At 69.7% G+C, this 18795-nt stretch carries 20 protein-coding genes and 1 pseudogene; 14 read left to right on the top strand and 7 right to left on the bottom strand.

Annotation, left to right across the window (positions count from 1 at the left end; all coding sequences use genetic code 11):
• Positions 1 to 27: 27 nt before the first annotated feature.
• A complete protein-coding gene (locus ABD350_RS25445; protein WP_003953493.1) occupies positions 28 to 510 on the bottom strand; it encodes a CarD family transcriptional regulator in 483 nt (160 codons plus the stop codon).
• A gap of 615 nt (positions 511 to 1125) precedes the next feature.
• Between ABD350_RS25445 and ABD350_RS25440 the strand changes: the two genes are divergently transcribed.
• Positions 1126 to 1809, top strand: coding sequence for a copper chaperone PCu(A)C domain-containing protein (locus tag ABD350_RS25440; protein WP_344350672.1), 684 nt, complete (start codon positions 1126 to 1128; stop codon positions 1807 to 1809).
• Positions 1810 to 1903: 94 nt separating this feature from the next.
• Here ABD350_RS25440 and phoP read toward each other — a convergent pair whose 3' ends face one another.
• Positions 1904 to 2575 (bottom strand): two-component system response regulator PhoP, encoded by a 672-nt coding sequence (gene phoP, locus ABD350_RS25435; RefSeq protein ID WP_465195177.1) that lies wholly within the window; start codon positions 2573 to 2575, stop codon positions 1904 to 1906.
• Between the two features lie 5 nt (positions 2576 to 2580).
• A complete protein-coding gene (gene phoR / locus ABD350_RS25430) occupies positions 2581 to 3831 on the bottom strand; it encodes a two-component system sensor histidine kinase PhoR (protein WP_344350671.1) in 1251 nt (416 codons plus the stop codon).
• A 235-nt stretch (positions 3832 to 4066) separates the two neighbouring features.
• Between phoR and phoU the strand changes: the two genes are divergently transcribed.
• Both phoU and ABD350_RS25420 read left to right on the top strand, forming a co-directional pair.
• Positions 4067 to 4756, top strand: coding sequence for a phosphate signaling complex protein PhoU (gene phoU, locus ABD350_RS25425; RefSeq protein ID WP_344350670.1), 690 nt, complete (start codon positions 4067 to 4069; stop codon positions 4754 to 4756).
• Between the two features lie 180 nt (positions 4757 to 4936).
• Positions 4937 to 5095, top strand: coding sequence for a hypothetical protein (locus tag ABD350_RS25420; protein ID WP_167346036.1), 159 nt, complete (start codon positions 4937 to 4939; stop codon positions 5093 to 5095).
• Positions 5096 to 5198: 103 nt separating this feature from the next.
• Here the strand turns inward: ABD350_RS25420 and ABD350_RS25415 are convergent, their stop codons facing one another.
• Positions 5199 to 5645, bottom strand: coding sequence for a nuclear transport factor 2 family protein (locus ABD350_RS25415; protein WP_344350669.1), 447 nt, complete (start codon positions 5643 to 5645; stop codon positions 5199 to 5201).
• A 276-nt stretch (positions 5646 to 5921) separates the two neighbouring features.
• Between ABD350_RS25415 and ABD350_RS25410 the strand changes: the two genes are divergently transcribed.
• A complete protein-coding gene (locus ABD350_RS25410) occupies positions 5922 to 7091 on the top strand; it encodes a Shedu anti-phage system protein SduA domain-containing protein (protein ID WP_344350668.1) in 1170 nt (389 codons plus the stop codon).
• Positions 7092 to 7133: 42 nt separating this feature from the next.
• Positions 7134 to 7631 carry a hypothetical protein gene (locus tag ABD350_RS25405; protein ID WP_344350666.1) on the top strand — a complete coding sequence of 166 codons (498 nt, stop codon included), beginning with the start codon at positions 7134 to 7136 and terminating at the stop codon, positions 7629 to 7631.
• A gap of 419 nt (positions 7632 to 8050) precedes the next feature.
• On the opposite strand, the gene ABD350_RS25400 is transcribed toward ABD350_RS25405, so the two are convergent.
• The gene (locus tag ABD350_RS25400; RefSeq protein ID WP_344350665.1) at positions 8051 to 8962 is read right to left on the bottom strand and encodes a hypothetical protein; all 912 of its coding nucleotides are present in this window, start codon (positions 8960 to 8962) and stop codon (positions 8051 to 8053) included.
• Between the two features lie 383 nt (positions 8963 to 9345).
• Between ABD350_RS25400 and ABD350_RS25395 the strand changes: the two genes are divergently transcribed.
• The 5 genes and pseudogenes from ABD350_RS25395 to ABD350_RS25375 all read left to right on the top strand — a co-directional run.
• Positions 9346 to 10596, top strand: coding sequence for a helix-turn-helix domain-containing protein (locus ABD350_RS25395; RefSeq protein WP_344350962.1), 1251 nt, complete (start codon positions 9346 to 9348; stop codon positions 10594 to 10596).
• Between the two features lie 212 nt (positions 10597 to 10808).
• Positions 10809 to 11210 carry an ATP-binding protein gene (locus tag ABD350_RS25390; RefSeq protein WP_344350664.1) on the top strand — a complete coding sequence of 134 codons (402 nt, stop codon included), beginning with the start codon at positions 10809 to 10811 and terminating at the stop codon, positions 11208 to 11210.
• A gap of 25 nt (positions 11211 to 11235) precedes the next feature.
• Positions 11236 to 11547, top strand: coding sequence for a hypothetical protein (locus ABD350_RS25385; protein ID WP_344350662.1), 312 nt, complete (start codon positions 11236 to 11238; stop codon positions 11545 to 11547).
• Positions 11544 to 12017 (top strand): hypothetical protein, encoded by a 474-nt coding sequence (locus ABD350_RS25380; RefSeq protein ID WP_344350661.1) that lies wholly within the window; start codon positions 11544 to 11546, stop codon positions 12015 to 12017. The genes ABD350_RS25385 and ABD350_RS25380 overlap by 4 nt, the downstream gene beginning before the upstream one ends.
• Positions 12018 to 12049: 32 nt before the next feature.
• A pseudogene (locus ABD350_RS25375) lies at positions 12050 to 13134 on the top strand (tyrosine-type recombinase/integrase); the annotation flags it as partial.
• 678 nt (positions 13135 to 13812) lie between these two features.
• On the opposite strand, the gene ABD350_RS25370 reads toward ABD350_RS25375, so the two are convergent.
• A complete protein-coding gene (locus tag ABD350_RS25370) occupies positions 13813 to 14574 on the bottom strand; it encodes a phosphoglyceromutase (protein ID WP_289966440.1) in 762 nt (253 codons plus the stop codon).
• Between the two features lie 184 nt (positions 14575 to 14758).
• On the opposite strand from ABD350_RS25370, the gene ABD350_RS25365 reads away from it, so the two are divergent.
• On the top strand, positions 14759 to 16042 hold the full coding sequence (locus tag ABD350_RS25365) for an MDR family MFS transporter (protein WP_344350659.1): 1284 nt from the start codon (positions 14759 to 14761) through the stop codon (positions 16040 to 16042).
• Between the two features lie 269 nt (positions 16043 to 16311).
• Positions 16312 to 16785: a carboxymuconolactone decarboxylase family protein gene (locus ABD350_RS25360; RefSeq protein WP_344350658.1), complete on the top strand. Its 474-nt coding sequence runs from the start codon at positions 16312 to 16314 to the stop codon at positions 16783 to 16785.
• Positions 16786 to 16791: 6 nt separating this feature from the next.
• Here ABD350_RS25360 and ABD350_RS25355 read toward each other — a convergent pair whose 3' ends face one another.
• Positions 16792 to 17217, bottom strand: coding sequence for a DUF2000 family protein (locus tag ABD350_RS25355; protein WP_344350657.1), 426 nt, complete (start codon positions 17215 to 17217; stop codon positions 16792 to 16794).
• Between the two features lie 49 nt (positions 17218 to 17266).
• Between ABD350_RS25355 and ABD350_RS25350 the strand changes: the two genes are divergently transcribed.
• Both ABD350_RS25350 and ABD350_RS25345 read left to right on the top strand, forming a co-directional pair.
• The gene (locus ABD350_RS25350; RefSeq protein WP_344350656.1) at positions 17267 to 18073 is read left to right on the top strand and encodes a helix-turn-helix transcriptional regulator; all 807 of its coding nucleotides are present in this window, start codon (positions 17267 to 17269) and stop codon (positions 18071 to 18073) included.
• A gap of 88 nt (positions 18074 to 18161) precedes the next feature.
• On the top strand, positions 18162 to 18788 hold the full coding sequence (locus tag ABD350_RS25345) for a hypothetical protein (protein WP_344350655.1): 627 nt from the start codon (positions 18162 to 18164) through the stop codon (positions 18786 to 18788).
• Positions 18789 to 18795: the final 7 nt, after the last annotated feature.

Here is an 18795-nt window from a genome sequence, read left to right as displayed (position 1 = left end):
GAAGCGATGGTTCGCTGCCGCTGCGCGTCAGGAGGCGAGCACCTCGTCGAGCAGGGCCTCGGCCTTGTCCTCGTTCGTGTTCTCCGCGAGCGCCAGCTCGCTCACCAGGATCTGGCGGGCCTTGGCGAGCATGCGCTTCTCACCGGCGGAGAGACCGCGCTCGCGCTCGCGACGCCACAGGTCGCGCACGACTTCCGCGACCTTGATGACATCGCCGGAGGCGAGCTTCTCCAGGTTTGCCTTGTAGCGACGCGACCAGTTCGTGGGCTCCTCGGCATACGGCGCGCGCAGCACCTCGAAGACCCGGTCCAGCCCGTCCTGACCGACCACATCACGCACGCCGACGAACTCCGCATTGTCCGCTGGCACACGTACCGTCAGGTCACCCTGGGCGACCTTCAGCACCAAGTAGGTCTTGTCCACGCCTTTGATCTGGCGAGTTTCGATGGCCTCGATCAGCGCGGCCCCGTGATGGGGATAGACCACGGTGTCGCCAACCTTGAACGTCATGTGACAGGTACCCCTTCCGTGGCTATCCAGGGTAACACGGATACGGCGTCTTCTGAATGGCGTTTTCGCAGGTCAGGGCATATCTCGGGGCTTGACAACAGCAACCGGGACGTGCTGCGAGGGCCTCGCGGAAGCGGGTATTCGCAGGTGGGAGGGGCTCTTCGGGCAAGGGGAAACGGGTACGTTACTCGCCTGGGGAGGGCGCTCCAAGTGGCGAAACATCCCGTTTTGTCCGGCTCCAGGAGTGCGACTTCCGCTACTCCGTTCGGTGCCCACAGGCGGATGTGAGCCGAATCCGAAATTGATCACGGGCTCCCGGGCGGATGCGCCGTGATCAATTCCGGAGACCGCGGCGCATTCCTTCACGAAATTTCGCGGGGGTCGCCGAGAGGCGCGCACCGTCGCGTTATACGAATGGCAGACGAGTGCCTCCGCAATGTGACCGGCACGTCGCTTGGGCCCCGCCCGGTACCCCCACCTGGAGGGATGGGCGGCGCTTGGGGGAGGGTCGGGTGCGGTGGCCTGGGAACGGCTCGGTAGCCTAAGGCCGCTGACAGACACTTAGGGCGGCTTTATAAGGGGAGCCGCCCGCGCGTTCAAGGAGTTGCCGCCGCCGTGAGCAGCAGCCTTCGACGCGGCGCCCTCGCCGCCTCCGCCATCGTCTTCTCGATTGCCTCGCTCGCCGCATGCGGCGCCGGCAATGACTCGCAGACCCTGGAGATCAAGCCGGACAACGCGGCGACCAGCGTCGGCGCCATCAAGATCCAGAACGCCGTGGTCATCACCCAGCCCGACCTGAAGTCGACGGGCCCCGCGGTGATCTCCGCGACCCTGTTCAACTCGGGCGGCACCGCCGAGACCCTGGAGTCCGTGACCCTGGAGGGCGGCACGTCCGCCCAGCTGAAGCCCGCCAAGGGCAAGGACATGACCATCCCCGCGGGCGGCTCGCTGGTCATCGGCGGCAAGGGCAACGCCACCGCGACGCTGCCCGACGGCCGCGAGGCCGTCAAGGACGGCGACGCCCAGAAGATCACCTTCACCTTCAGCAAGACCGGCAAGGTGAGCCTGGCCGCCTTCGTGGTCCCGGCCACCAGCTACTTCGACAAGTGGGGCCCCTCGGAGATCCCCTCCGCCAAGGCGACCAAGACCGGAGCGCCGGGCGCGAACCCGTCGGCGAGCGGCAACCCCGAGCACGGCGGCGCGCCGGAGCACGGCGGCGAGGCGACCCCGTCGGGCGGCGCCTCCGGTACCCCCGCCGCCCCGAGCGACTCGGCCTCGCAGTCGGCCGCCGGTCACTGACCGCCGCAGACCGCCGGCCGGTCGTCGTAACGCCGAAGGGCGGCACCCCGTATCGCGGGTGCCGCCCTTCGCCGCACGTCCGGCCCGCCGCGGCCTACGGCTCGAACTTGTAGCCCAGCCCGCGGACCGTCACCAGGTAGCGCGGCGCGCCCGGGTCCGGCTCGATCTTGGCGCGCAGGCGCTTGACGTGGACGTCCAGGGTCTTGGTGTCGCCCACGTAGTCGGCGCCCCAGACGCGGTCGATGAGCTGCATGCGGGTGAGCACCCGGCCCGCGTTGCGCAGCAGCATCTCCAGCAGGTCGAACTCCTTCAGCGGCAGGTCGACCTTGGAGCCGGCGACGGTGACCACGTGGCGGTCGACGTCCATGCGGACCGGGCCCGCCTCCAGCGCGGCCGGGGCGACCTCCTCCGGCTCGCCGCGCCGGCGCAGCACCGCGCGGATGCGGGCGACCAGCTCGCGGGAGGAGAACGGCTTGGTGACGTAGTCGTCGGCTCCTATTTCGAGACCGACGACCTTGTCGATCTCGCTGTCCTTCGCGGTCACCATGATCACGGGGACGTTGGAGCGACCGCGCAGCTGACGGCAGACCTCGGTGCCGGGCAGGCCCGGCAGCATCAGGTCGAGGAGGACCAGATCGGCGCCGTTGCGCTCGAACTCGTCCAGTCCGTCGGGACCGGTCGCCGCGACGGCGACCTCGAAGCCCTCCTTGCGGAGCATGTACGACAGGGCGTCGGAGAAGGACTCCTCGTCCTCGACGACGAGCACACGGGTCACGGAAGGACCTCCGGAGCGGGAAGCGAAGCGTACGGGGATGATTCGGGGGATCCGGCCTCGTCTTCGAAGCCGGGGTGCTGCTGTGCGCGGTCGCGGGCCGCGCCCGCCTCCGGCAGCCTGAGGGTGAAGGTGGAGCCCTGGCCCTCGGCGCTCCAGACCGTGACCTCCCCGCCGTGCGAGGCGACCACGTGCTTGACGATCGCGAGACCGAGACCGGTGCCGCCGGTGGCGCGGGAGCGGGCCGGGTCGACGCGGTAGAAGCGCTCGAAGATGCGCTCCTTGTCCTTGTCGGAGATGCCGATGCCCTGGTCGGTGACGGCCAGCTCGATCATGTCGCCGCCGGGCGCGGAGATCCTGCGGGCGGCTATGCCGACGCGGGTGCGGGCCGGGGAGTAGTTGACGGCGTTCTCGACCAGGTTGCCGAGGGCGGCGGCCAGCTGTCCGCGGTTGCCCCACACGTGCAGGTCGGCGGTGCCTCCGGCGGCCATGGTGATCTGCTTGGTGCCCGCCTGGTGGCGGCAGCGGTCGATGGCCTCGGCGACCAGCTCGTCCACGCGGACGGGCTCGGCGTCCTCCAGCGGGTCGTCGTTCTGCACCCGGGAGAGGTCGATCAGCTCCTGGACCAGGTTGGTCAGGCGGGTCGCCTCGATCTGCATCCGGCCGGCGAAGCGCTGTACGGCCTCGGGGTCGTCGGAGGCGTCCATGACGGCCTCGGAGAGGAGGGAGAGCGCGCCGACGGGCGTCTTCAGCTCATGGCTGACGTTCGCCACGAAGTCGCGTCGTACCGCCTCGATTCTGCGGGCCTCCGTCAGGTCCTCGACCAGCAGCAGGACCAGGCGGGAGCCGAGCGGGGCCACGCGCGCGGAGACCGCGAGGGCCTCTCCGCGTCCGGTGCCGCGCCGGGGGAGGTCCAGTTCGACCTGGCGTATCTCCCCGTCCCTGCGGGTGTCGCGGGCCATCTGGAGCATGGGCTCCACGGAGAGCTTGCCGCCGCGCACCAGCCCGAGGGCGTAGGCGGCGGAGCTGGCCTTGACGACGGCGTCGGCCTCGTCGAGGACGACGGCGGAGGAGCGCAGCACCGACAGAACGGTGTCCACGCCGGGCGGGAGTACGGGATCGGTGTGCAAGGAAGTCCTGGTCGGTCGCTTCTGGTCGCGTTCGCTCCAGCGGAACGCCAGCATGGCGATGACGCCGGTGAGCACCCCGGCGATCGCTGCCGCTGCGGCGACCGCCGCGTTCACGTCCATGGCTCCAGGTTAGGCATGGGGTACGACATGCCCACAGCCGTCCGGGTGCGACCTCGAACACTCGTCGCCCAGAGTTCACCTTGGAGCCAGCATTGGTTCATTTGGGATGGCGGAAAAGGACGCGTACGGGGCACAGCGTGGAACGTGGGGCACGTACCGCCGGTTTCGCCAGGGGCGCACGTGTGATGTGACGGCCCCCGATCCCCGGACGACGACGCACGAGAGGGAACCCACAATGCGGGACGCGTACCACGAGGAACTGGACTCGATCGGCGACGGACTGGTGGAGATGGCCCGGCTGGTCGGGTCGGCCATCGGACGCGCCACGACCGCCATGCTCGACGCGGATCTGAAGCTGGCCGAGAGCGTGATCGAGGCCGACCAGAAGGTGGACGAGCTCCAGCACGACCTGGAGGCCCGGGCGATAGCCCTGCTGGCCCGGCAGCAGCCGGTGGCCACGGACCTGCGGATAGTCGTCACGTCGCTGCGGATGTCCGCCGACCTGGAGCGCTCCGGCGACCTCGCCCAGCACGTGGCGAAGCTGGCGCGGCTGCGGTTCCCGGAGCGGGCGGTCCCGCACGACCTGCACGCCACCATCCTGGAGATGGGCCAGCTCGCGCAGCGCCTGATGGCGAAGGCCGCCGAGGTCATCGTGACCAAGGACGTCGACCTCGCGCTCCAGCTGGAGCAGGACGACGACGAGATGGACCTGCTGCACCGCACCCTCTTCCAGCACCTGATCGACGACCGCTGGAAGCACGGCATCGAGACCGCGGTCGACGTCACGCTGCTGGGCCGCTACTACGAGCGCTACGCCGACCACGCGGTGGCCGTGGCCAAGCGGGTGGTGTACCTGGTGACCGGGGAGCACGCGGATGAGCTCCAGTCGGACATCCAGGGGGTTGGGGGGGTGGAGGGGGCGTAGCCCTCCGGGGGTTGGGGGGCCGGATGCTGTGGGTGGCTGGACACCTGGGGTGGCCGGAGACCTGGAGGGAACCGGAGGCTTGGCGGTGGCCGGACGCCTCCGTGCGCCGTTGATGCGCCCGGCCGAATGGGCATGAAATGGGTGAGGGCATCCCTGCCCCGAGGTATTAGGAGGGGACCCATGGCCGAATCCCTTGGCAGCACCACGCCCGACCCCACGCAGGAGCGCGAGACCGAACAGCCCGCCGAGATCAGGAGCCTTCCGCTGGTCGCCGCGTGCGGCTGCGGCTCGGGCTGCGGCTGCGGGTGCCAGTCGGGCAACCCCTGCCAGTGCGGCTGACCGACGACCGGGGCCGGTGTGAACACGCTTCACGCCGGCCTGCCGCCACCCGTGCCCGTGGCCCGTTGGCCCGTTGGCCCGTTGGCCCGGCCGGATGGTGCCCTCAGGGCGTGCAGGCCTCGGCGATCGACAGGCTGTTCTCGTAGAGGTGGTGCCGGATGATCCGGCCGTCCTCGACGGTGAGCCGCAGCGCGAACGGCCCCTCGAAGGACTTGCCCGTGGCGCGTACGGTCCCCGCCACATGCCCCGTCAACACGGCGTCGGCGCCGTCGACGAGAAAGGCGTCGACGGAGGCACGCGCGTCCTCGGGCACGGTGTGCTCCGCCAACTCCGTGAACTGAGCGGCACATTCGGCACCGGTGGACCTCGGGCGGATCCACGGGACGACCGGGTTCTCGGCTAGCACCCAGTCGACTTCGTCGGCGAAGATCTCCACGAGCCGCTTGGTGTCCCCGGCCAGCCGGGCGGCGAGGAACTCGTTCACGACGGCCCGGGTGGCCTCGGAGACGGCATCTGAACTCACCGTGGTGACGCTGGACTTGTCGGACATGAAGCTCTCCTCACGACTGCGGGACCGGGCCTCGGCGGGGGGGTTCCGTCGATGGGCTCGACCTTGTCAGGGAAGTGGGGACGGGTCGATTACCGACGAGGTAATGAGCGGCCGTGAACGGACTGGGTCGACGGGGGCAGCCCGCCACTGTCCGGTGACGCTCCCCTCCTCCATCCCTCACCACCCCCTGGCCGCCCCGTGGCCGGGCAGCCTCCGCACTCGGCAGGAACGGCAAAAAGGCATGCGAGCGTTGATCACTGGGGTTAATGTCGGCCCGTGTCTGTCGAAGAGAACCTGGCGAAGGTTGCCGAGGCCCTGCATGGCATCGACCACACCGCCCCGTCGAACAGTAAATACAAGTACGGCCGCTTGATGGCCATGATGGCAGAGCTGGTCGATCTCCCCAGCACTGCCGTATACGCGAGCCATGTAAGCAAGCCCGACAACCTTGAGGTGCGTTTGGGGCAATCCAAGATGGCCCGGGGGGCCGATCTTTCGATTGCAGTTATTCTGGACGGAAAATACAGCGCCCACCTCATCAATGCCGCGCGTAAATTCTCCGAAGAATACGGACGCACGCTCGTGCTGCTAGTGCAGACCATAACCGGCGGTGAAGAGTCTTGGCAGCCGATGCTCGGACTGGCCTCCGCGGGCGACGAGAAATCGCTGGCCGTGCTCCGAAAATTGCAGGAACAGCTCGGAGACTTCGATATCCAGCTGACCCAGGCGCAACTCTTTTCCGTCGTGGGGTTCAGCCCGGACGCCATTGGACACGCCCTTGAGGGTGATGCCAGTCTTCCGGTCGTGCTGTCGGCCGTTACGCAGACCGATCGCGGCTTGAGCGAGGTCGAATCCGCTGTCCTGCGGCGACGACGGAGGACGGTCCAGCAACTTCAACAACTCGCGGAAACTCCCGGCACAACGGAAACAGACCTCCAGCGAGCAATCGGGGACAAGTACTGGCTGTTCGGCGGACGTTACATCGGCGTTGCACCCAGGCGGAAATTCACGTTCCTCGATGAGTATGACATCCCCTTGCTCTGTTCCGATGGCTCAATGCATATCGTGGAGCTGAAAGGGCCGCGCATCTCCTCCTTGGTGACGCACCACCGCGAGCACTACATCGTCGGAAAAGACGTACACGAAGCAGTGTCGCAAACCGTCAACTATCTGCGGGCCATGGATGACCAACGTACGGCTTTGCAGACGGAGCTGGAGGAAGAGCTGGGATTCGAGGTCGACCTCCGGCGTGTTCGGTCCTCGGTGGTGATCGGTCATCCGGCACACGTCGAGGTGAAGAAGGGCCGGCCATCTCGTCAGCAGATCGACCGGGCCATCCGCGCATACAACTCGCATCTGTCCCGGATCGAAGTCCTGACCTACGCCGACCTGCTGGACAGCGCGGAACGCACGCTCGTTTTCGAGGAGGAAAGCAACGAGACCTGATGCACCACCGAGGACACGGGCCGGATAAGGAGGGCGACGACCGTGACGACCATCGCGGTGACCGGGCACATGGACCTCACCGAGGACACCGTCCCCCTGGTCCGTGACGCCCTGGACGACCTGCTCAAGCAGTACGCCGGCGACGGTGACCTCGTCGGGGTCTCCTGCATCGCCAAGGGCGCCGACTCCCTCTTCGCCGAAGCCGTCCTCGCCGCCGGCGGACGCCTCACCGCCGTCATCCCCTCACGGGACTACCGCCGGAAGAAGGTCAAGGCCGACCACGCCACCCTCTTCGACCGGCTCACCGAAGCGGCCGACGAGGTTCTCGTCCTCTCCCACGACACCGCCGACCGGCAGGCCTACGAAGCCGCCAACGCCGTACTCCTCCAGCGCGCCGACCGGCTCGTGGCCGTATGGGACGGCAACCCGCCCAGCGGCAAGGGCGGCGGCACCGCCGACACCGTCGTGGAGGCGCGGGTCGCGGGCATCCCCGTGGACGTCGTCTGGCCAGCCGGGGCGAAACGGAGAAGCGCGGAGTGACGACTCCATAGGCAGCCACCGGTACGCGCAAGCCCCCCGCCCGCAGACAGGATCCGCGGGCAGAGGGCTCGAACACTCGGGCTTACTTCTTCTTCCCCTGGGTCTTGCCGGGGATCTTGGTGAGTTGGGTTTTCCCTTCTCAGGGGCTGCGGACTCGTCCACCTGGTGGTGGTCGTTAGCCGTTGTCAGCCACTGTTGAGCGTCCTCGGACGGCCAGAGGCGGCCCAACTCCGCCGCACTCGCTTGGCGACCGGCACCCTCGATGTGCCCCGTCTGAACCTCAGCCGACGACAGCCAGCCACGACGGTGGGTGCGCCGACGACCACGCTGTCCTCGATCACCGTACGCAACTCCTGAGAACCAGGACATGACAAGGTGAGGTTCACCCGGACCAGCCCATTGCCACGGTGTGCGGCTGATCAGCCCTTGCTCAGCGCGACCACGGCGGTCTGCGTCACCGTCACGGTCTGGCCGTAGTGCGGGTCCTGGGCCTGAGCCTGGGCCTGCACCTCGACGTTGCCCTTCTGGAACGGGGTGGTTCCGGTGGGCGCGGCCGTCGCGGTCCAGGTGACCGGGGCGCCGGGCTCGCAGGCCACCTTGGTGGCGTAGGAGCCCTTGATGAGATTGCGGTGGGCGACCTGGGTGACAGTGCCGGAGACGTCCACCTGGGCCGGCTCGTTGCAGCTGACGGTGCCGCCGATGGTGGCCTTGCCGTTCAGGTAGCTCGCCGTGCCCTTGAGGTCGATGGTGACGCCCAGGTCGAGCGCAGCCGGCGGCGCCGGGTTGTCGATGTGGATCTCGCCGCGCAGCGCGGCGGTGCCGCCCTCACAGTGCTGCTCGTAGGTGGCGTCGAGTTTCTGCACATAGCCGTTCGGGCCGAAGACCACGTCTGCGACGGAGAACGATCCGGTCAGCGTGTTGCACCCGCGTCCGTTGCCGTCGATGGAAAGGCCGGGCTGCGCGGCTTCGTTGAACGGATAGCGGGTGGCGCCGGTGTAGTCACCGGGCGCGAGCTGGTGCCCGGCGGGGGCAGCGAGATCGAGGTACCACCAGTCACCGTTGGCGCCGTCGACGCTGACGGAGATGTGGTTGCCGTCGCTCGAACCGTTGACGTTGAGGGTATCGCCGGCGGCCGGCGAGTAGGAGTACGACCGGCCACCGCTGATGTAGTCGCCCGCGTCGCCGCTGAAGCTCATCGAGCCGGACGATACGGGCAGTGCCTGGGCTTCGGGCCCCTGCAGCAGGCCGGTGCTCGCACCGGCGAAGGCCAGAGTGAGCGCGAGCGCGGTGGCAACTCGGGTGAAGGCGCGGTTGGACACGCGAAGGTTCAAGGGTCCCCCTGGAACGTGTGGACAGAGAAATGCGAGTGGAGGCGAACTTCGAGGACACCTCCCTACATGCACTCAGCGCTCAACGGAAGCCCAGACGTCACAGGTTGCACGCATGTCGCTTCTCACGCGTCGAGTTGGACCGGCATGCACAACCCTTGATCGGTGTCGTGAGTCTTTCCCTGCCCCATACGTACGTCGGGCGGCGACAACCATCCACTGAACCGCTGCGGGTTCGGTAGGGACGGCAGGACTCGAACCTGCGACACCCGCTTGAGGAGTGCGGGGCCGTGTCGTCATGCCGGGACGGACGCACTTCAGTGACAGGAGAAAGGTCTCGCCCCTTACTCTGGCAGTGCGACCTGCTCAGAGTGGAGGGCGAGACCGTGCCATCTGACGCTACCCCGCACCCGTACGCCGACCCCCTGGCATTCGGCCAGAGGCTCCAGGTTCTTCGCACACGACGCGGTCTCACCCGCGACCAACTCGGCGGACTTGTGGGCCGGTCCGGACAGTGGGTCAAAGCCGTCGAGACTGGCCGGCTGAAGACACCCCGCCTTGAGGTCATCCTGCGTCTCGCCGAGATCCTGCGCGTCCGGGACCTGGCCGACCTCACAGGGGATCAATCCGTGCACGTCGATCTCTTCACCGGCCCTGGCCACCCCCGCCTCCCCGCCGTGAAGGCCGCAGTAGACGCCTTCCCGCTCGGCGCGCGAGACGAGGCCCCGCCGGCCGCGCACCTTCAGGCCCGGCTCGCGCGTGCGTGGGCCGCCCGGCATTCGGCACCGAATCATCGGGACGTCGTGGGTGGCCTGCTGCCGGACCTTATCCGCGACGCACAGGCCGCTGTCCTCCAGGCCGACACCGGCGAGGAACGCCGGGCCGCACACGCCGTACTCGCCGAGGTGTACAGCCTCAGCCAGTTCTTCGTCGCCTACCAGCCCGACGCTGCCCTACTCTGGCGAGTTGCCGAGCGCGGACTCATCGCCGCGCAGGAGTCCGAGGACCCGCACGCCATCGGCGTCGCTGCGTGGCTCGCTGCGCAGGCTCATCGCGACTCGGGGCCGGCGCACTTCGATGCCGCGGACGAGGTGAATCAGCAGACTCTCGCCTACCTGGAGCCGCAGCTCCCGGACGCCTCGGACGATGTCCTGGCCATCGCGGGCGCGCTCACCTTCGAGGCGGGATACACGGCCGCGCGCCGCGGAGAGACGGGCACGGCGTGGCGGTACTGGGACCAGGCGCGGGAGATGGCCGAGCGGCTGCCTGCGGACTACTACCACCCGATCACCAGCTTCAGCAGGGCCATCATGGGTGCGCACGCCGTCACCATCGCGGTCGAGCTGCACCAGGGCGGCGAGTCCGTGCGGCAGGCTGCGGCCGCCGACGCGGTCACGATCCCGTCCCGGCCGCGCCGAGCCCGGCACCGGATCGAGGAGGCCCGTGGCTACCAGCTCGACGGGCAGCCGGACGTCGCGCTGGCCACGCTGGACAAGGCGTTCGAGGCCGCCCCGGAGACGATTCGGTACAACGGGTACGCCAAGCGAATTGTGTTGGAGGAGACCGAGGCGAAGAGCCCGGCTCGCCGGCAGCGTGCGTCAGCGCTCGCGGTGAAGGTCGGGCTTCTCGCTGCGTGAACGAGGGGGTACAGACTGTACCCCTGACTTTCTTTCAGGGCTTCTACGGTCAAGCGTGTGACACGGAACATGCTGATCGTGGAGGCCTAACGCATGCCCAGCGAGACCGCGCGCATCTCGTCGGCCCGCAGATGGAGGCCGGAGCCGCCCGGTGTGATCCGGGCGTGGTTCGTCGGCGTGCCCGTCCGGATCCGGCAGGGGTGGTGATGGACATGGAACGCAGGCAGTTGCCGCAGGTCCGCGTAGTGCCCCGGCAGACGTGTGCCGCGCCGGACGCGCGGCACTTCGTGGTCGACGTCCTCAAGGACTGGGGCCTGCTCGGCGTACTGGACGATGCCGCGACCGTCGTGACCGAGCTGGTGACCAACGCGATGCGGCACACCGAGACGCCGACCATCCGGATCATCGTGCGCCGGCTGCCGTCGGATGTCGTCCGGCTCATCGTCATCGACAAGAGCCCTGACGCCTGGCCCGCTCTCCGGACCGCAGGCCCCTTCGACACCGCCGGGCGCGGCCTAGCTGTGGTGGACGCAATCACCAAGGGCTGGGGCTGCACCCGTTGGCCCTGGGAGAAATACGTCTGGGCCGACTTGGAGGTGGCCAAGGATGCCTGAGTTGGCTGCTCCGTGCACACGCGTGATGGCCACCCCCGCCGCGCTGGTGCCGCACATCGTGCTCCCCCGCCTGGAGCTGCTGTCCGACGCCCGGACGCGGGGCGCCGAGTGCGTCTGGGGCGGCGAACGATTGACCGGCGAGACCGCCATCGACCTCGGCGTGCACACCGACAACGGCTTCAACTGGTTCCCCCGCGCCTGCCGGCGCTGCACACGGAGCGCCGTACGGGCCGCCCGCGACACGCACCCGGCCCGGTGCACCGACTGCAAGGGCCCCACCGCGCTGTGCGACACCCGCCAGGCCCTGCACGAACTCCTGCTGGAGCTGCGCCGATGACCGTACAAGTCCCCGAGGAGCTGGCGCGGCTGCACCGGTTCGTCTCCTGGTACGAACAGCCCCGCTGGCTGCCCGAAGCAGCCCGGGACGGCAACGTCTGCGTCTGGTGCGCCAGCCCGGCGGACGCCACCGCGGTGGAGCCGGCACCGTCGGCCGGGCTCCCGCGTCGGGCCTGCATGCGCTGTTACGCGGCCCAGCTCGCCTGGTACATCACCTGGTACGACTGGCACCGCCACTTCTCCGCCTGCACCCCGTGCCGGCAGCACCAGACCTGCCTCGTCGGCCACGGCCGGCGCCTCCTGCACGAGAAGACCATGCCCCCGATCGACAAGCGGCCCGTGTGCCTCTCCTGCCCCGCCCCGCTGCTGGGGACGGAGCTGGTTGCTCCCGTGCGCTGGGAGGGGAGCGAGGGCTTCAACTTGGGGTATGCCCACCTGCGGTGCCTGAGCAGAAGGCCGAGCGTCACATGACCAGAACCAGCCCCATCCGGCCCGTCCAGTAGTCCAAGAGCTTCCCCGACCGGCAGAAGCGGCTGGCCGAACAGTGGCTCTCCCAGACCGAGGTGGACATGGCGCGGGGGCAGTACATCGACCCGCGCGCGGCCCGGATCACCTTCCAGCAGTACGCCGAGAAGTGGGTGACTCACGCTCCGGACCCGAACACCCAGGCTTCGATGGAAGCGCAGTTCCGGTTGCACGCCTACCCCTACCTGGGGTCGCGTCCGCTCGGCTCCTTCCAGCCCGCTCCCATCCGCGATTGGGTGCGGCAGCTCCAGGAGAACGGCGTCCGTGGCTCGTATGCCCGGACGATCTACTCCCACGTGCGTGCCGCCCTGAGCGCGGCCGTGGACGACGGGCATCTTCCCCGGACCCGTGCGCCGCTCGCTCAGTCCGTCCACCGATTGTGGACAACAAGCACGTCGTGCCCTGGACGCCGGAACGGGTCTTCGCCGTCCGGGCCGGCATGCCCGAGCGCTACCGAGCCATGGTCGACCTGGGTGGCGGCTGCGGCCTTCGGCAAGGGGAGATCCTGGGCGTGGCCATCGACGCGATCGACTTCGAGTCGGACACCCTCCACGTGGTCCAGCAGCTCAAGCTGAGCCGCAGCAAGCCGGTCTTCGCCCCGCCGAAGAGCGGCAAGCTCCGGGACGTACCGCTCCCCGGCCCGGTCGCTGACGCCCTCCGCGCCCACATGAAGCGGTTCCCGCCGGTCGAGATCACCTTGCCGTGGAAGGCGGCGGACGGGCCTCCGGTGACCCAGCGGCTGATCTTCACCGGGCCGCGCGGCGGGCACGTCTGGCGTACGTCGCTCAACGAGGAAGTGTGGAAGCGTGCCCTCGCCTCGGCCGGCGTGATCCCCGAGCGGAAGCCGGGCGGGTCGTACGTCGAGTCCCGCGAAAACGGCATGCACGCCCTACGTCACTTCTACGCGTCGGTGCTCCTGGACGCGGGAGAGAACATCAAGGCCCTCGCTGAGTACCTCGGCCACTCGGACCCGGGCCTGACCCTCCGTGTCTACGCTCATCTCATGCCGTCCAGTCAAGAGCGCACGCGGAAGGCCGTGGCCTCCATCTTCGACCGCAGATGACTGGCCCTCCTCGAAGGCCGGAGCCGACGGTTGGTACCGGGCCAAGGCGGTCAACCTCAGCTCAAGCACAAGGTCACAAAACTTGATGGAATTGGCTACGTCGTGAGACATTGCATTGCAATGTCTGAGCGCTCCAGACGGCAGACCTAGTGCCGTAGAGCCCTCTCGGACGACCGAGGACCTGGATCCGGCGGCAACCAGACCCAGGCCCTCTCGCAGTCAACGAGCCCGGTCGCCTACCAGCAGACCGGGCTCGCTGCATGTGCAGCTCCCGGTCGCGACCGTCCTCGCACGTGCTTCGCTCATCGAGCGAACTGCAGCACGCCGGTAGCGATGGCCACCACGAGACCCGCCCCCGTAAGCCAGACCTGCCACCTCTCGGCGCTGCTCCACCTACGAGGCTCGTCTTTCTCTAGGCTCACCTCTACCGCCTCCCTTCTCCTCCAACCGACCCGCTTCTCGGGTCGGAGCCTTGGAACTCACGCACAAGCAGGCGGAGTTCAGGGAAGGATCAGGTAAGGCGCGACAAGCATACCGGTCACGTGCCTGATCACCGAGGCATGCGGGAACCCTTGACAGCGGCCCGGAATCCCTTCCATGGCCCAGAGACGGCCCAGGGCGAGAGAAAAGCCCCCTCCCGGCGGAGAACCCGCAGGCAGGGGGCTGACGCGTGGGCGCTTACTTCTTCTTGCCCTGGTTCTTGACCGCCTCGATGGCTGCCGCGGCCGCCTCGGGGTCCAGGTACTTGCCGCCGGGGGTGACCGGCTTGAAGTCGGTGTCCAGGTCGTAGGCCAGGGGGATGCCCGTCGGGATGTTCAGGCCGGCGATGTCGGCGTCGGAGATGCCGTCCAGGTGCTTGACCAGGGCGCGCAGGCTGTTGCCGTGGGCGGCGACCAGGACCGTGCGGCCGGTCAGGAGGTCGGGGACGATGGCGTCGTACCAGTAGGGGAGCATCCGGATGACGACGTCCTTCAGGCACTCCGTGCGCGGGCGCAGCTCCGGCGGGATCGTCGCGTAGCGCGCGTCGTGGGCCTGGGAGAACTCGGAGTCGTCCGACAGCGGCGGGGGCGGGGTGTCGTAGGAGCGGCGCCAGAGCATGAACTGCTCCTCGCCGAACTCGGCGAGCGTCGCGGCCTTGTCCTTGCCCTGGAGGGCGCCGTAGTGGCGCTCGTTCAGGCGCCAGGAGCGGTGGACCGGGATCCAGTGGCGGTCCGCGGCCTCCAGCGCCAGCTGGGCCGTGCGGATCGCGCGCTTCTGGAGGGACGTGTGGACCACGTCGGGCAGGAGACCGGCGTCCTTCAGAAGCTCGCCACCGCGGACTGCCTCCTTCTCGCCCTTCTCGTTCAGGTTCACGTCCACCCAGCCGGTGAACAGGTTCTTCGCGTTCCACTCGCTCTCGCCGTGGCGGAGGAGGATCAGCTTGTACGGTGCGTCGGCCATGGTCCTGAGCCTACCTAAGGAAAATCCCGGATGAGACATCCCGGACGGGACTCGGTCGGGCGCCGGAGGCGTACCGGCAACCCGCGTCGACTGACACGTTCCGCTAATTGAATGGCGACGCCGGGCACCCCCTTCGTAAGGTATGACCGCTGCTTGAGCCGCTTACCGCCGTGGGGGAACCTCGATGTCGCCAGCCCGTGTCAGACGTGCCGTCCGGGAGTCCGTCTCCGGACTGCCACGCGAGTTCTGGTGGCTGTGGACGAGCACGCTCGTCAACCGGCTCGGCGCCTTCGTGGCCACGTTCATGGCGCTCTACCTCACACTCGACCGCGGCTACTCCGCCTCGTACGCCGGTCTCGTCGCCTCCCTGCACGGGCTCGGCGGGGTCGTCTCCTCGCTGGGCGGCGGGGTGATGGCCGACCGGCTGGGCCGGCGGCCCACGCTGCTGATCGCGCAGAGCGCCACCGCCGGCTCCGTGGCCCTGCTCGGGTTCATGACCGACCCGGTGGCCATCGCCGGCGTCGCCTTCCTCGTCGGCATGGCCTCCAACGCCTCCCGGCCCGCCGTCCAGGCGATGATGGCCGACATCGTGCGCCCAGAGGACCGGGTGCGCGCCTTCTCCCTCAACTACTGGGCGATCAACCTCGGCTTCGCCGTCTCCTCCATGGCGGCCGGGTTCATCGCCGAGTTCAGCTACCTCGCCGGGTTCCTGATCGAGGCCGGGATGACCCTGGCCTGCGCGGTCGTGGTCTTCGCGAAGGTGCCCGAGTCGCGGCCCGCGCCCACCTCCCGGCAGGCGGAAACGGAAGTCGGCCTCGGCACGGTGCTGCGCGACGGGCGGTACATGGCCGTCGTCGGGCTGTCCTTCCTCGTCGCGCTGATCTTCCAGCAGGGCTCGGTCGCACTGCCCGTGGCCATGGGGCGCGCCGGGTTCTCCCCCGCCGACTACGGCCTGGTCATCGCCGTCAACGGCGTCCTGATCGTCGCCCTCCAGATCCCCGTCACCCGGTTCATCGAGCACCGCGATCCGCGCACCCTGCTGGTCGTCTCCTCGGTGCTCGCCGGATACGGCTTCGGGCTGACCGCCTTCGCCGGGTCGGTCGGCGTCTTCATGCTCACCGTGTGCGTGTGGACCCTGGCCGAGATCGTCAACGCCCCGACCCAGACCGGCCTGGTGGTCCGGCTCTCGCCGGTGCACGGCCGCGGGCGCTACCAGGGCGTGTACACCCTGTCCTGGTCCGTCGCCGCGCTGGTCGCCCCGCTGATGTCGGGCGCGGTCATCGACCGCCTCGGCGCGGGCTGGCTGTGGGGCATGTGCGCGGTGGTGGGGACGGGCGCCGGTGTCGGGTACGGCGTGCTGATGCGCCGGCTGCCGCCGGAGGAGCCCGCCGGCGCCGCGGCTCCGGCCCCGGCCGACAAGGGGGCGGGGGCAGGAGCGGGGGCGGGGGCTGAAATCCCTGCCGCCTGAGCCCCCCCCCCCGGCGCCCGTCGGCGCGGGGGGAGGGGAGAGAGATCGTCGTACCGCCCGGCCCCACCCCGGCACCGGCGCCCTTGCCCACACCCACACCCAGGCCCAGGCCCACGCCCGCACCCGTCGGCGCACAGGCGAAGAGCCGTACCCGCCCGGCCCGCCCGTAGTGAGACCCGTGAGACCCAGCTCACACCTACCCGTGTCACATTCCCGCGTTCGTGTCCGTCAGTGAGGTGGAAGCAGCCGCACCCCACCAGGAGGACACCATGGACGCTCGTCTCAACCTGTTCACCAACCCGGTCATCGGCAAGGTCATCCGGCACTTCAACGCCGCCGGCCAGGCGCTCGCGGAGTCCTCGCTGCCGGCCGCCACGCAGGAACTGGTGAAGATCCGCGCCAGCCAGATCAACGGCTGCGGGTTCTGCACCGACATGCACACCAAGGACGCGGCGGCGGCCGGGGAGAGCGCCACCCGGCTGCACCTGGTCGCGGTCTGGCGGGAGGCCACCGTCTTCACCGAGGCCGAGCGGGCCGCGCTGGAGCTGGCGGAGCAGGGCACCCGGATCGCCGACGGCTCCGGCGGGGTCCCGGACGAGGCGTGGGCGAACGCCGCCCGGTACTACGACGAGGAGCAGCTCGGCGCCCTGGTCGCGCTCATCGCCCTGATCAACGCCTACAACCGCGCGAACGTGCTCGTCCGGCAGCCCGCCGGCGACTACGTGCCCGGCATGTTCGGCTGAGCACGCTCACGGGTGCATCCGCGCGCCCTTGAGGACCTTGTCCACGGCGTTCTTCGGGCCGTACACCGCCAGCCCGACCAGGTCCAGGTCGCCGGTCGGGACGGCCCGGACCGCCGCGCGGTTGTCGCGGTCGTTGCCCGTGGCGAACAGGTCCGAGGTGAACACCGCGCGCGGCAGGGCGCGGCCGAGCGCCCTGCCGTGGGCCGCCTTCAGGGTCTCCTTGGCGCCCTCGAAGACCAGCACGGGCTGGCGGAACATCGGCAGGTACGGCACGGCGTCCGCGTCCTCGTACGGCTCCCCGATCACCTCGGGGGACGCGGTACCCAGGCCGCTGACCAGGAAGGCGGTGACGTTCAGACGCTGCCAGGGCTCCAGGTCCTCGCGCAGCAGTACGGCGATCTTCGTGTCGAAGCGGAGGGGTTCGGTGTTCATGCACCGAGACTCCCCTCCGGGACACGGCCGGGTCTTGTACGTTTTTTGCATGGCCGCCGGGCAGGAACTCGTCACCGCGTGGCGCCCCGTGGTGCCGGGCGTCACCGAGGTCTTCCACGCCCGCTTCACCGAGTACGCCTATCCGATGCACGTCCACGACGCGTGGACGCTGCTGATCGTGGACGACGGGGCCGTACGGTACGACCTCGGCCGGCACGAGCACGGCACCCCGCACGACACCGTGACACTGCTGCCGCCGCACGTGCCGCACAACGGCTCCCCCGCCACACCGGGGGGTTTCCGCAAGCGGGTCGTGTATCTCGACGCCGGCCGGCTCGGGGAGGAGCTGATCGGTCCGGCCGTGGACTCCCCCGATCTGCGGGACCCCGTGCTCCGGGTGCGCGTCGCCCGGCTGCACTCCGCCCTCGCCCGGCCCGGCGACGAGCTGGAGGCGGAGAGCAGGCTGACGCTGGTCGCGGAGCGGCTGCGCCGGCATCTGCGGCCGCGCGCCGGTGCGCCGCGCCGGTTCCGGGACCCGGTACTGGCCCGCCGGCTGCGGGAGTTGCTGGACGCCCGGGTCGTTGCCGGTGTCTCGCTGGAGGAGGCCGCGCGGTCGCTGCACGCCCATCCGGCGCATCTGGTACGGGCGTTCAGCGGGGCGTACGGCATCGCGCCGCACCAGTACCTGATGTCCCGGCGGGTCGGGCGGGCCCGGCGGCTGCTGCTCGACGGGGTGCCGCCGGGCGAGGTCGCGTCGGCCACCGGGTTCTACGACCAGGCTCATCTCACCCGGCACTTCCGGAAGTTGGTCGGCGTCACGCCGGGCCGCTACCGCGACAGTGCCCGCCGTCCCTAGCGGTGGCCGCGGGGCCGTACGGCGATGGTGTGCGAGGGGTTCGGCGGAAGCCGCCCGTCCGCCGATCACCGCTGGTTAGCCTCCCCGCATGGCTGACACATCCGAAGCACCAGAAGCACAGACCTCCGGCGACTCGTCCGGCCCCGCCCGGGCGTTGCCGCTCAGACGCCTCTCGCTCGCCGTCGCGGGTGCCGCGGCCCTGGTCGCCGTAGGCGTCGGCGTGGCGCTCGCGGCTCCCTCGGACGACGCCCCCCGCCACGGGAGCGGCCCCGCGGCCACCGTCCAGTCGGACTCGGAGCCGGCCCCGGACACCGCGGGCACGTCCGTCGGCGGCACCACCGACGGCGGTACGGCCGATGGCGGTACGGCCGATGGCGGTGGGTCCGGCAGCGGAGGCGCGACCGACGGCATCCCGCAGGAGAGTGACGTCGCCGGCTCCGGCAGCACCGGTGGTTTCTTCGGCGGAGGCAGCGGCGAGGCAAGCGGCACCGCGGGCGCCGACGGCGGCACCGAACCCGGCCCGGACGGCCCCGGCCCCACGGACGAGCCCACCGGGACGGCGAGCCTGGAGGAGCTGAACCGGCGCGTCACCGAGCTGGACAGGAAGGTCGGCCAGCTGCCGACCAAGAAGGAACTGGCCGATGCCCTGCGGGCGTTCGCCGACGAACTCGACCACGGGGCCGGTACGGAGACGCCCCGGCCGGAGCCGTCCTGACCCCGGG

It is taken from the genome of Streptomyces nogalater (genome assembly GCF_039532885.1).
Taxonomy (GTDB): domain Bacteria; phylum Actinomycetota; class Actinomycetes; order Streptomycetales; family Streptomycetaceae; genus Streptomyces; species Streptomyces nogalater.
The sequence above is the reverse complement of the archived record's forward strand: the minus strand, read 5'-3'. Positions and strand labels throughout refer to the sequence as shown.

What these genes read in the sequence shown, in the direction of transcription:
- ABD350_RS25445 (WP_003953493.1), bottom strand. Translation starts at nt 510, where the DNA reads ATGACGTTCAAGGTTGGCGACACCGTGGTCTATCCCCATCACGGGGCC.
- phoR (WP_344350671.1), bottom strand. Translation starts at nt 3,831, where the DNA reads ATGGACGTGAACGCGGCGGTCGCCGCAGCGGCAGCGATCGCCGGGGTG.
- phoU (WP_344350670.1), top strand. Translation starts at nt 4,067, where the DNA reads ATGCGGGACGCGTACCACGAGGAACTGGACTCGATCGGCGACGGACTG.
- ABD350_RS25420 (WP_167346036.1), top strand. Translation starts at nt 4,937, where the DNA reads ATGGCCGAATCCCTTGGCAGCACCACGCCCGACCCCACGCAGGAGCGC.
- ABD350_RS25415 (WP_344350669.1), bottom strand. Translation starts at nt 5,645, where the DNA reads ATGTCCGACAAGTCCAGCGTCACCACGGTGAGTTCAGATGCCGTCTCC.
- ABD350_RS25390 (WP_344350664.1), top strand. Translation starts at nt 10,809, where the DNA reads ATGGAACGCAGGCAGTTGCCGCAGGTCCGCGTAGTGCCCCGGCAGACG.
- ABD350_RS25385 (WP_344350662.1), top strand. Translation starts at nt 11,236, where the DNA reads ATGGCCACCCCCGCCGCGCTGGTGCCGCACATCGTGCTCCCCCGCCTG.
- ABD350_RS25380 (WP_344350661.1), top strand. Translation starts at nt 11,544, where the DNA reads ATGACCGTACAAGTCCCCGAGGAGCTGGCGCGGCTGCACCGGTTCGTC.
- ABD350_RS25370 (WP_289966440.1), bottom strand. Translation starts at nt 14,574, where the DNA reads ATGGCCGACGCACCGTACAAGCTGATCCTCCTCCGCCACGGCGAGAGC.
- ABD350_RS25365 (WP_344350659.1), top strand. Translation starts at nt 14,759, where the DNA reads ATGTCGCCAGCCCGTGTCAGACGTGCCGTCCGGGAGTCCGTCTCCGGA.
- ABD350_RS25360 (WP_344350658.1), top strand. Translation starts at nt 16,312, where the DNA reads ATGGACGCTCGTCTCAACCTGTTCACCAACCCGGTCATCGGCAAGGTC.
- ABD350_RS25355 (WP_344350657.1), bottom strand. Translation starts at nt 17,217, where the DNA reads ATGAACACCGAACCCCTCCGCTTCGACACGAAGATCGCCGTACTGCTG.
- ABD350_RS25350 (WP_344350656.1), top strand. Translation starts at nt 17,267, where the DNA reads ATGGCCGCCGGGCAGGAACTCGTCACCGCGTGGCGCCCCGTGGTGCCG.
- ABD350_RS25345 (WP_344350655.1), top strand. Translation starts at nt 18,162, where the DNA reads ATGGCTGACACATCCGAAGCACCAGAAGCACAGACCTCCGGCGACTCG.